This is a genomic window from Paenibacillus agaridevorans, from assembly GCF_018604145.1.
GTDB lineage: Bacteria > Bacillota > Bacilli > Paenibacillales > Paenibacillaceae > Pristimantibacillus > Pristimantibacillus agaridevorans.
Window position 1 is genome coordinate 7,832,611 of record NZ_CP075889.1, and the last position, 12,390, is coordinate 7,845,000.

The 12,390-nt window shown below is 54.5% G+C and carries 9 protein-coding genes (1 of these 9 only partly in view); 8 read left to right on the top strand and 1 reads right to left on the bottom strand.

What is annotated here, in order from left to right:
- Positions 1 to 101 precede the first annotated feature (101 nt).
- Entirely contained in the window at positions 102 to 785 is a 684-nt protein-coding gene (locus KJW29_RS31365) for a DUF421 domain-containing protein (RefSeq protein WP_343222841.1), read from the bottom strand.
- Positions 786 to 916: 131 nt separating this feature from the next.
- Here KJW29_RS31365 and KJW29_RS31370 point away from each other — a divergent pair, with 131 nt between their 5' ends.
- From KJW29_RS31370 to KJW29_RS31405, 8 genes are all read left to right on the top strand, one after another.
- The gene (locus KJW29_RS31370; RefSeq protein WP_214627548.1) at positions 917 to 3,208 is read left to right on the top strand and encodes a helix-turn-helix domain-containing protein; all 2,292 of its coding nucleotides are present in this window, start codon (positions 917 to 919) and stop codon (positions 3,206 to 3,208) included.
- Positions 3,209 to 3,387: 179 nt separating this feature from the next.
- The gene (locus tag KJW29_RS31375; RefSeq protein ID WP_214631404.1) at positions 3,388 to 4,884 is read left to right on the top strand and encodes an extracellular solute-binding protein; all 1,497 of its coding nucleotides are present in this window, start codon (positions 3,388 to 3,390) and stop codon (positions 4,882 to 4,884) included.
- 190 nt (positions 4,885 to 5,074) lie between these two features.
- The gene (locus KJW29_RS31380; RefSeq protein ID WP_087572157.1) at positions 5,075 to 6,013 is read left to right on the top strand and encodes an ABC transporter permease; all 939 of its coding nucleotides are present in this window, start codon (positions 5,075 to 5,077) and stop codon (positions 6,011 to 6,013) included.
- Between the two features lie 32 nt (positions 6,014 to 6,045).
- Positions 6,046 to 6,921: a carbohydrate ABC transporter permease gene (locus KJW29_RS31385; RefSeq protein WP_187103569.1), complete on the top strand. Its 876-nt coding sequence runs from the start codon at positions 6,046 to 6,048 to the stop codon at positions 6,919 to 6,921.
- Positions 6,922 to 7,009: 88 nt separating this feature from the next.
- Positions 7,010 to 8,158, top strand: coding sequence for a glycoside hydrolase family 88/105 protein (locus KJW29_RS31390; protein ID WP_214627549.1), 1,149 nt, complete (start codon positions 7,010 to 7,012; stop codon positions 8,156 to 8,158).
- Complete coding sequence (locus KJW29_RS31395) at positions 8,148 to 9,833, top strand: MGH1-like glycoside hydrolase domain-containing protein (RefSeq protein ID WP_425517477.1); 1,686 nt, start codon at positions 8,148 to 8,150, stop codon at positions 9,831 to 9,833. Before KJW29_RS31390 ends, KJW29_RS31395 begins: the two co-directional genes overlap by 11 nt.
- Positions 9,834 to 9,928: 95 nt before the next feature.
- Positions 9,929 to 11,911: an ATP-dependent DNA helicase gene (locus tag KJW29_RS31400; protein ID WP_214627550.1), complete on the top strand. Its 1,983-nt coding sequence runs from the start codon at positions 9,929 to 9,931 to the stop codon at positions 11,909 to 11,911.
- A 396-nt stretch (positions 11,912 to 12,307) separates the two neighbouring features.
- Positions 12,308 to 12,390, top strand: partial view of an ROK family transcriptional regulator gene (locus KJW29_RS31405; RefSeq protein WP_214627551.1) — the start only. It continues 910 nt past the right edge of the window; only the first 83 of its 993 coding nucleotides appear in the window; it begins with the start codon at positions 12,308 to 12,310; the stop codon falls past the right edge of the window.

Consider the following 12,390-nt stretch of genomic DNA (forward strand, 5'->3'; position numbering starts at 1 on the left):
CCACATTGTTGCTGGTGTCCATTAACATTTCGGCAGCAGGGCGCGGACTTTCAGTAGAGCGAGCACTCGGCCAGCGAGGGAAGAGCGCAGTGAGGTCGGAGCTAATCGATAGGTTTGTTAATATGGTCCCGATAGTAGTCAAAATACAACTGATTTTGCGTACCTCTCACGGCATAGAACACGTCGGATACAGACTTGTTGCGCTGCTGAAGCACCTGCTCCATCCATTGGACGGTCAGCCCGTTTTGGGCAAGATTGTCTTCCATGATTTTACCGTCCATAATCAGCTCGACAGGGAACGATTGGACGGCCGCGGCATGCAGCTTCAGATCCTTGCGCGTCACCCACTCATACTCGCTTTTTTTCTTGACGGACAGCTTCCCGTGATCCTCCAGGCACGCGTACTCAACCTCCTCCATATTGAAAATATCTTTTTCACGCAAAGATTGGGCCAGAGAGTCCAATGTGTAGCGGATTTTTCGCATGTTGTCCTCGAGAATTTTGCCGTTTTCGATAACGACGGTCGGAGTGCCGGATACTACCCGGTTCCATGCCCGGTTTTTGAGCGCGATTTTGGACACGAGGAAAGAGATGCCGAAGAACATCAAAAGCGATACGACGATGAGCCAATGGTTGAGCTTATCGTTAAACGCCAAATTCGCCGCAATGGCGCCCAGCGTGATGCCGCTCACGAAGTCATGGAAGGTCATATTGGATATCGTCTGCTTGCCTAGAATTCTCGACGTGATCATGAGGAGGATAAAAGCGGCGATCGTTCGAAAAATAACTTCTACTTATGCTTGCAATGGAAGGACTCCTTGATCCAATTTGTGGGAGCTGTCGTAAGGCTCGATAATAACACTATTGACGATTATAATGAAAGGTAATCATGGTTTACGGAAAGGTTGCCGGCATCATGCGCAAAAAAAGCTTGCTTAAAAAAATGATTCTTCTTGGAAGCGTACTCAGTATACTGCCCGTCGTCGCGATCGGGCTGTTCGCCTATATCCAGTCCTCCAAACAAGTACAAGAGAGGGTCAATCAAGCCGAGGTTCAATACCTGAGCCAATTAAACGCGAGCATCGAGCAAGTGCTCAAAACGGTGGAGCATACGCTGACGAACCTTTCGGAATCCCGCGTCATGGAGGATGCGATGTACAGCGAAATGGAGGCGCCCAGCTTTCAGCTATACAATAATCTCAAGAGCGAGATTACTCACCTGCAGTCCTTTGATACGAAGGTAGAGGACGTTATCATCGTGAACAAACAGCGCAACTGGCTGATCAAAAATTCGGGCATCAAGCGGCTGAACGAGCATCCCGACGAAGCAACGTACCTTGCGAAATTCGATTTGACTCCGCATACCTCGTGGCAGCTTGTGGCCAAAAGCGACTACAAGGATCCCATCTCGAGCCAAAGCTGTCCCTATATGATTAGCCTGGTTAAGCAATTGCCCCATATTACGATTCACAAATACGCGCTGGCCATCGCGAATATCCCGGCGTGCAGCATTACGGGTCTTATGACGGACGGAGAGGGACAAGAGGAAATCCTCGTGGTAAACGAGGACGGTCAAATCATCTTGCACAAGGACAGGACGATGATCGGCCAGCCGTTCTCCGGCCATCCCGTTGCCCAGGCGGAGCTTGCGATGAAGGGCGCTTCCGGCCAATTGCATGCGGAGCTGGACGGCCGACCTTATACGGTGACGTATATGAAATCCGCCTTTAACGGCTGGACGTATATGTCTGTCGTATCCATCGACCAGTTGACGTCGGAATCGCGGCAGATCGGCTGGTTTACGCTGGCGGTCAGTCTGTTCATTCTGCTGCTGTGCTTCGGCATCGTCTGGTTGTCCACGAACAAGCTGTACAGGCCGCTCAACCGTTTGGTTACCGCAATCGAAGGCGGAAGCGAGGGCAGTGAACCCTCGGCGCGCAATGAGGTCCAGGTTATCGAGGATCATATCAAGCAGTTGTTCAACTCCAACTCCAAGCTGGAGAACGAGATGCGCAGCCAGGCGCAGCAGGTCGGCGCATTGTTCTTGCACCGCATGCTCAGCGGCAGTCTCAAGGAGACGGAAATTCGGGAGAAACTGGAACATTTCGGACTGAGCCGCGACTGGGAGCATATGGCGGTCCTGGCCATACAGGTCGACACGCTGGAGAATACGCATTACGAATCCAAAGATCTGGAGCTGCTGCTATTTGCCGTGTCCAATATGACGGAGGAGGTCGTGCCGAAGGAGCAGCGACTTCCCGTCCTGCTGATGGACCGTTCCGTCGTTGTGGTCACCGGTTACGAGGGCGGAGGGCGCGAAGCGGCAGACGAACATGTCTACCGGCTGACGGAGAAGCTGAAGGATCTGATCGCCCGTTATCTCGGGTTGTCCGCCAGCATCGGCATCAGCGGCATCTTCTTCGATATGAAGCATGCCGCGCGCGCCTACGAGGAAGCGCTGGAGGCGCTGACCTACCGAATTCGGCTCGGCAAAGGGATTATCGTGCCGTATGGCAGCCTGAACGCGGGCAAGTCCTCGATCATTGCGGAGTATCCGGCCCGGACGGAACACGATTTGGTGCAGGCGATCAAGCTCGCGGAGCAGGAGGAAGCGCTGACGCTGCTGCGAGGCTGGATGTCGGATGCCATTCACCAGATCGAGCTGCCGGATCACTACCAGTTGTCGCTGGTTCGGCTGCTCAACCGCATTCTGCTGCTTGCCCAGGAAGAGGGAATCACGCTCGGCAAAAGCGGCGCATACCGGATGTCGTTATACGAGGAAGTTCTGGCGCTGCATGTCAGCGAGGAGATCGAGGAGTGGTTCAAGGAGAAGCTGGTGCTTCCGATGCTCCGTCAATTCGGCGAGCGTCGCAGCTCGCAGGATCAGAAGCTGTCGGAGCGCATTATCGATTTGATCCGGAATCATTATGAATCCGAGTTTACGTTGGAGGATTGTGCCGCGCGCCTGCATTATAATGCAAGCTATCTCAGCAGCGTTTTCAAGAAGGAGACCGGCCATACGTTCAGCGAGTATCTGGCGGGCTACCGGCTGCAGATCGCCAAGCAGTGGCTGACGGAGACCGATATGACCGTCAAGGATATCGCCGAACGGCTGAAGTACAACAATTCCCATAACTTTATCCGGGCCTTCCGCAAGCAGGAGGAGATGACTCCGGGACAGTATCGCTCGCAATACGGAGGCAAGTAAACGGGAGGCGCCATATCCTGCATAATCATTTCATTGGAAAACCCCGCAATCCCTTGCGCGGCAAGGGAACTGGCGATATGAGTATAGGCGATATGCCTCTCGGCAGCTTACGATGACGGAGCAACAACCACTACAGATCGAGGAGTTGAAGAAGCGTGAAGCGGAGAGCTGCAATCGGCATGTTTATGACGCTGACGCTGCTTGCCAGCGCATGCGGCAACAGTAATGGCAACGATTCAACGGGGGGAAGCAACAACGCGGGAACAGGAGGTACGGAAGGAAAGGCCGCGCCGGCCAAAATATCCATTATGACGCCGCTGCATATGGCGGAGACGCCTGATCCGAAGATCGAGCAGCTTATTGAAGAAAAGCTGAACGTCGATCTGGACATTCAGTGGATTCCGGCATCGACCTTCCAGGACCGGATGAATGCGGCGTCCGCGACAGGCAGCTTGACGGACATCGTCAACATCACCATCACGGGCGCGAACAGAGAGGCGATCCGGGATGGGCAGTTCTGGGATATTGCGTCTTACATCGATCAATATGAGAACCTGAAGAAGCTGAAGCCGGAAGTATTGAACAATACGAAGGTGGACGGCAACCTGTACGCGCTGTATCAAGGACGTCCGCTCTCCCGCCAGGGCATGATCTACCGTCAGGATTGGGCGGAGAAGCTTGGACTGTCGGCGCCGCAGACGCTGGACGAATTGTATGCCATGATCGAGAAGTTTACGAACGAGGATCCCGACGGCAACGGTCAAAAGGATACGCTGGGTCTGGCCGATCGAGGCGATCTCGCTTCAGGCGCTTTCAAAACAGTCGCGTCGTGGAACGGAACCCCGAACGAATGGGGCGTACTCGAAGGAAAGCTGGCGCCTGCCTTCCTGTTCCCTTCTTACAAGGAAACGATGAACTTCTTCAAGAAGCTTAGGGAGAACGGCTACATCAATTCGGACTTCCCGGTAACGAGCAAAACCGATCAGCAGAATATGATCAGCAACGGCAAAGCCGGCGTGTATATTGGATGCATGTGCGACGTGCAGCAGCTGTATACGGGCTTGTCGCAGGTGCAGCCGGACGCCAAGCTAGATGTTCATAATCAGGTGAAGGGATCAAGCGGCGAGTTTACCGTATTTTCCGGACCGGGCTTCAACCACCCGTATCTGTTCCCGAAATCGGCGATCAAATCCGAGGAAGAGCTCAAGCAAGTGCTTGCGTTTATGGACGGTCTGATGAGTCCGGAAATCGCCAATCTGCTGTATTGGGGAATCGAAGGGGAACATTATACCGTCACAGGCGGCAAAGCGGTGCCGGTATCCGACCAGGCCAAGATCGATCGCGACGTCAAGCCTTATAATACGATCGAAGTAGGCGATCCGGCGACGAACGGACGTCTGGAGGGAAGCTACGATTATGCGCCGATGCAGAAGGCGCAGGACCTGTTCGCGGACAACGATTCGTATGTCGTGTCAGACCCGACGCTTACGCTGGACTCCGACACGTTTACGAAGCATAAGGACCGTCTCGCGCAGATCATTACGGACGCCACATACAACTATATGCTGGGTTCGCTGGACGAGGCTGGCTTCGACAAGGAAGTGGAGCGCTGGAAGTCGGAGGGCGGCGCTCAAATGATCGAAGAATTTAACGCCGCGTACGAGCAAAGCAAGTAAGAAAACACACTAACAGTTTTGAACTCGCACTACCGGTTTGCCGCGGCTGCTCCGCCCGGAGCGGCCTGCGGCAAACCGATTCATCAATCGCTATATTTAAACCATGTTTTCCGGACGGATAACACGGGTATTTGTTATGCGGAATTAACGCATTACGGCGACACTAGCGGCAATTGGGAGGGCGGAAGAGATGAACAACCAGCTGACGGCGCCATCGGGCGGAAGAGGCCGCTTTATGCGAAGCCTAATGAAAAACAAATGGCTGTACCTGATGATTTTGCCCGGCTTGCTCTACATTATCATCTACAAATACATTCCGATGTACGGCCTAATTATTTCGTTCCAGAACTACAAGCCTTACCAGGGCATTATGGGAAGCGAATGGGTCGGCTTCGAGCATTTCGAACGATTGTTTCAGTCTCCGGATTTTTGGATGATTTTCTCCAACACGATTATTTTGTTCGCGTTGCAGCTCGTTATCTATTTCCCGATTCCGATTATCCTGGCCCTTATGCTGAACGAGCTGAGATCAGAGGGCTACAAACGGACTATTCAGACGCTGGTTTATTTGCCTCACTTCATGTCGTGGGTCATCGTCGTTTCGATCAGCTTTGTCATCTTTACCGTGGACGGCGGCATCGTCAACAGCGTGCTGGAGATGCTAGGTTTCCAAAAAATCAATTTCCTGCTTCAGGCGGAGTGGTTCCGTCCGATGTACATTCTTCAAGTGATTTGGCGCGAAGCGGGCTGGGGCACGATTATTTTCCTCGCGGCGATCGCGGCGGTGGATCCGCAGCTGTACGAAGCGGCCAAGATGGACGGAGCGGGCCGCATAAGGCAAATGATAAGCATCACCTTGCCGGCGATTCGGAGCGTGATCGTCGTGCTGCTCATTCTGAAAATAGGCGATGTGCTGGAGCTGGGTTTCGAGCATGTATATTTGCTGCTCAATTCCGCCAACCGGCATGTTGCGGAAATATTCGATACGTATGTGTACGTATCCGGCATTCAGCAAGGCCAGCTCAGTTATTCGACGGCAGTCGGCTTCTTTAAGGGCTTCGTGGGACTTGTCCTGGTCATCGGGGCGAACAAGCTGGCCAAGAAATACGGCGAGGACGGCATCTACTAGAGGCCGTGCGGGAACCGGGAGGAGGAAATCATATGGTTGGCGACAAAACTTGGAGCGGCCGATTGTTTAACGGAGTTAATATGGTGCTGCTGGGCCTGATCGGGCTCGTGACCGTGCTGCCCTTCGTTCACGTATTCGGCAGTTCCTTCGCGACGGCGGGAGAGATCGCCTCGAAGAAATTTTTGCTGGTGCCGACGGAATTTACGCTGGATGCGTACCGCTACATCTTTTCAACCAGCACGTTGCCGAAGGCCATGCTGGTATCTCTTGGAGTGACGGCGGCAGGCACGCTTTGGAGCATGCTGATCTCCGTATTGACGGCCTACGGGCTGTCGCGCAAAGATTTGATGGGACGCAACGGCATCATGTTTTTGTTTGTGTTCACGATGCTGTTTAACGGCGGGATGATCCCGACGTTTCTGGTCGTCAAAGAGACGGGACTGCTGGACTCTTATCTTTCTTTAATTGTTCCCGTTTCTATTAATGTGTTTAATATGATTATTCTCAAGACGTTTTTCCAGGGGCTTCCGGACGCCCTCGAGGAATCGGCGAAGATCGACGGCAGCAACGATGTCGGCATCCTGTTCAGGATTATTATCCCTTGCTCGTTGCCGGCGATTGCGACGATCTCGTTGTTCTACGCGGTAACGTACTGGAATACGTACATGCACGCCGTCCTCTACTTGAGCGATGCCGGCAAATGGCCGGTGCAGGTGCTGCTGCGTCAAATTATCGTGCTGGCGAGCGGGTTGAGCTACGACAACGCGGTATATACCGACGCGCCGCCGCCGTCCCAGGCGGTCAAGATGGCGGTCATCGTCGTCGCGACCCTGCCCGTGCTCGTGGTGTATCCGTTCCTGCAGAAGCACTTTGCCAAAGGCGCGCTGCTGGGCTCGGTGAAGGCATAATTAGGTTGTTCAAAAAGTCCGCTTCCCATTACGAAGTAACCCCTGATAACCGAACTTTTTGAACTCGCACTTAAAGGAGGAGAATAAAATGTGCGCAAGAGATTGGGCCGTCCGCACGGCGGATTCGATCATGAGGCAGTATCCGACGCTGTCCATGCATCCTCATTTGAGCGACTGCTGGAATTACGAGAGCGGTTGTCTGCTGCTCGCGCTGGCGCGGCTCTACGAGGAAACGGGCTCGAAGGCGTATTTAAACTATATTCGAAGCAATATCGACCTTTTCGTGGATGAGGAGGGGCGCATTCGCAGCTATGCGCTGGAGGACTACAACCTTGATCAGGTCAATCAGGGCAAGGTGCTGCTGTTCTTGTACCGCGCGACGGACTCGGAACGTTATCTAAAGGCCGCGCTTGTATTGCTGCGCCAGCTGGAGGGGCAGCCGCGGACCGACGAGGGCAGCTTCTGGCACAAGAAGATTTATCCGTACCAGGTATGGCTGGACGGGCTGTATATGGCGGGGCCGTTTCTGGCCGAGCTGTCCCGCCTGTTTAATCGTCCCGAGCTGCTGGACGACGCCGCTCGGCAACTGTTGATTGCCGAGCGGCGCACGCGCGACCCGAGAACGGGCTTGCTGCATCACGCCTACGACGAGAGCCGGGAGCAGGAATGGGCGCATCCGGAGCATGGAAGGTCGCCCCATCCGTGGTTGCGCGCGATCGGCTGGTACGGCATGGCGGTCGTGGATACGCTCGATTACATGCCCGAAGAGCATCGGCTGCGCGGACAACTGATCGGCACGTACGAGCGGCTGTTCGCGGCGCTGGCCAAGGTGCAGGACCCGCCGAGCGGACTTTGGCATCAGGTGCTTGGCCAGGCTGGGCGAACCGGCAATTACGTGGAGAGCTCCGGCTCGGCGATGGTTCTGTATGCGGCTCGCAAGGCGCTGAACCGTGGATATTTGAGCCGGCGCTACGAGGAGGTCGTCGAGCGCGGTTTCCAAGGCTTGCTGCGTCATGCGGCATCCGTCGATGGCGACGGGAACGTCCATGTGAGCGGCATTAACCGCGTGGCGGGGCTTGGAGGCGAGCCTTACCGGGACGGCTCCTTCACCTACTATATAAGCGAGCCGGTCGTTGCTGATGACGCCAAGGGGGTTGCTCCGTTTATTTATGCGTGTCTGGAGACGGCCCTTTGCGAGGTTTCGGCAGTTGGAGAGGAAGGTAGTCATGACAACTAACATGGATGAGACAGAGCGTGCTTCCTTCCGGGCCGCCTTCGCCGATCTGGATGCAGCGGAACGGGTCGGCAAGCTTAACAAATCTGAAGACAAGGCGACGCTGGGGTACTTCGTCGATACGGGCGTCAAGTTTTCGGCCTCCTCGCCGCTGCTGGAGAACGCTTATTACGAAGCGGTGCGCAGGCTGCTGGATTGCGTCAAGCCGAACGGAGAAGGGCAGCCGATACTTCAGGAGGGCGGCGTCTATTACGGATGCTGGCTGGAGAGCACGGGCACGATCAACGCCGAACTGTGCGCGCGGTTCATGCCGGCCGTGACAGAGGCGACGTACAGGCAGTTCGCGGAGCTGCAGCGCGAGGACGGTCTGCTGCCGTACAAAATAACGGAGGCGGGAGCGGTGTTCAAGCAAATACAGCTTGTGACCCCGCCTGCGAGAAGCGCATGGAACTATTACGCTCTCCATAAGGGGCGAGTCGCGGACGACTACCTGCCGCTCATGTACGAGGCGCTCTCCCGTTACGACGACTGGCTCGCACGGCATCGCGACACGAGGGGGAGCGCCTGCGTGGAGGCGTTCTGCGCATTCGATACGGGCCATGATCTGTCGCCGAGGTTCTGGCATGTGCCGGATACGCCGCATCTTGACGATCCGGCCTTGCCTTACCCGGACTCGGCGCTTGTGCCCTTTTTGGCGCCGGATCTTACGGCAAGCGTCTATTGCAGCCGCCGTTATCTGGCGTTCATGGCGCGCGAGCTCGGGCTGCCGCATGAGCCGTGGCAAGAGAAGGCCGAGGCCAGCTTTGCCAGTCTGATGAAGCATTGCTTCGAAGAGGAGGATCATTTCTTCTACGACGTTGACAAGCAAGGACGTCACGTAAAGGTGCAGTCCGACGTTCTGCTGCGGGTCATGGCAAGCGAAGTGGGGGACCGGGATTTCTTCGATCGCATGCTGAGGCTTTATTTGCTTAATACGTCGAAGTTTTTCGCCAAATATCCCTTTACGTCGCTCGCGATGGACGATCCGCGCTTTGATCCGTTCGCCAGCTACAATACCTGGGCGGGAGCGACGAATTTCCTGAGCTTAATCCGGGCGCCGCATGCGTTCGAGCATCATGGACGCTACGTCGAGCTGACCTGGGTGCTGCAGCCCATCGTTTCCGCGATGGCGCGGATGACCCGGTTCGGTCAGGTTCTAAGTCCGTGGACGGGCAAGGAAGGTTTCGCCGAGTCGTATTCGCCGGCGCTGTTGTGCATGCTGGATTATGTGGAGCGGCTTTGCGGCATCCTGCCGACGACGTCGGGGGAGCTGTGGTTCACGGGGCTGCTGCCGTATCCGTTCGACCACGGCGAGAAGCTGGCCGAACGTACCGCCTACAGCCGGGAGGTCGACGGTAAGAGCTTCGAACTGATAAACGGGGAGGAAGAATGCCGCGTCTATATGGACGGCAAGCTCGCCTTCCGTTTCCCGGCGGGCATCCGGCTTATTACAGATCGCGCCGGACAGCTCACGGGCCTTATCGGCATGAGCGCAAGACGGATAGAAGGCGCCATCCAGATCGGCGGCGCCGGGGAGGGAATCCCGTTCGGCGCGGACGGAAACGAGGAGCTGGCGTTTGAGGCCGGCGCGTTCCGCTCCGTATCCGCACCTGGAATTGTGTACCCGACTTACCGGTGACTGCGCGCGCGGATGTCGCTCTTGGATACAACTTTGATTTAACAGGAAGAACATGCGATAATGTTCCGACATGATTCCTGGAGGCAGAACCAACTTTGAAACAGTATCCTTTCGAATACGATCATTCCCGTCCCTTTCTTCAGCAAGTCGGAGAGTGGGTTGCGGATGTGTTCTACGACATATTGCCGGAAGCCGGCTTCGAGGTTCGCGACGAACAAATTTATATGGCTTACCAATTGGAGCGGGCATTTGCCGAGAAGCAGACGATCTTCGCAGAGGCAGGCGTAGGAACGGGCAAAACGCTGGTGTATCTGTTGTATGCGATTTGCTACGCTCGTTATACCCGTAAACCTGCGATTATTGCCTGCGCGGACGAGTCTCTCATCGAGCAACTTGCGAAGCCGGAAGGCGATCTTGCCAAGCTGGCTCATCATTTGAGCCTAACGATCGACGCCAGAATGGCGAAGTCCGCGGATCGTTATCTATGTTTGGCCAAGCTGGACCAAGTAAAGACCGGCGACGAGGATTACGATGTGTATAGCGCGGTACGGGCCGGATTGCCAGCTTTTGTTCATCAATATAAAGCGATGCAATCCTTCCATCCCTATGGAGACCGCAAACAATATCCGCACTTGGACGACCATCAATGGAACAAAATCAGTTGGGACACGTTTCAAGATTGTTTCTCTTGCGATCAAAGACATCGCTGCGGACAGACATTAACCCGCGAACACTATCGGAAGTCTACGGATTTGATTATATGCTCGCATGATTTCTATATGGAGCATGTGTGGACATACGAGGGGCGGAAGCGGGAAGGCCAGCTCCCGTTATTGCCGGACCACTGTGCCGTTGTATTCGACGAAGGACATCTGCTGGAATCGGCAGCGCAGAAGGCGTTGACTTACAGCTTGAAGCATTCGGGGTTCGAAGAATTGGTCTGCCGTTTGTTGAAAGGCGAGATCAGGGAATCATTGGCTGTGCTTATTGACGAAGCGATTGACCGCAGCGAATCCTTATTCTACACGCTTTCGAAACATTGCGAGGATATTCCCGGCTCCGAGCGCAAACGGATTATTTTGGGCGAAACTTTGCAAGAAGAAGTGCGTCTGTTTCGTCTAGTAATCGAAGCCATCGAAGAAGAACTGGTTTTCGAGAGCGATCTTTATACTTTGAACGAGTATCAGCTGCGGATCGTCGAGGAGCAATTGGAGACGATCCAGAAAGCCCTGAGTTTGTTCCAGAGCTCCGACGCATTGATAAGTTGGGCAACCGAAGCAGAGGATGGACTCACCTTGGTCATCATGCCCAGAGCGGTTAAGGAAGTGCTCCGCGAAAGGGTATTTGCCCTGAATATGCCGATTGTTTTTTCGTCCGCGACGTTATCGGTGGGCGGTTCATTCGACTATATAACAAGCAGTCTGGGAACGGATCGTTATTTATCCTTTAGCACCCAATCTCCATATGATTATGAGAACCAAATGAAAGTCGTAGCTCCGCAATGGACGCAAAGGGCTTCGGGCGAGGAGAAAATGAAAGCTGCTGCGGGACTGCTGGCCGAAACTGGCGGCAGGGCGTTGATTTTATTCAACGGCAGGGAGGAAATGCTCCAGTTCAAGGAGTTGCTTCCTTCCTATCCGGAACTCGCGAACATGCGATTTTGGTTTGAAGGGGACGCGGAAATCAGCCACCTTATCGGCTATTTCCAACGGGACGAAACAAGCGTGCTGTGCGCTTTAACGCTGTGGGAGGGCCTCGACGTCCCTGGTCCTTCTTTGTCGAACGTCATCATCTGGTCTCTGCCCTTCCCGCCTCAGGACCCGGTGTTTATGGCGAAGCGGGAAGCCGCGGCGGCTCCGCACGAAGAAGTAGACCTGCCTTATATGCTGCTTCGTCTGCAGCAAGGTATGGGACGATTAATCCGCTCCGGCGCCGATCGGGGTATCGTAGCGATCTTAAGCGAGGAAATCCACCATGACGCGAAGCTTCGAGAGGCGATCGAGAAATTATTGCCGCAGGGAGTTCAGTTGCAGGATGTGGAGCCGGGACGCGTATCGTCAACGGGCAGCCATTTTTGATCGACAAACGGAACTGAAAGGCTTTATTTCATCAAAAAGCGCCATTTTTGCAATTCTAACGGAACTGACAGCCCTTAAGAGGGGCATAAGTTCGTGGTTTGCCTGGATTTCTCACGAATAACGTCGCCCAGTTCCGTTAGATTCTACTATCGCGCCAAATGATCAAAATAAGGCTTCTCAGTTCCTTTACGGGTTGTCCATGATCGATTATAGTTTCATTTCCAGCTTTGCACACAATGAATCGAAAGTCTCTTATATTTGATAAGTAACCGCAGTCCGGTCATGCCGGCTGCGGTTATTTATGTTGTCCTTTCAAGCAAGCTCTGCTAAAATGAACTCAACTTATTAAAGCGATTTAATAAGTCTTTGATTTTTGTTGGAAAGGTTGGGGACGTTATGACGAACGAATCGTTTCTGTACCGGATCCGGGCAGGACTTATAACGATGGGAAGCGCGACGAAGGCGGAGCTCAGCCAGCG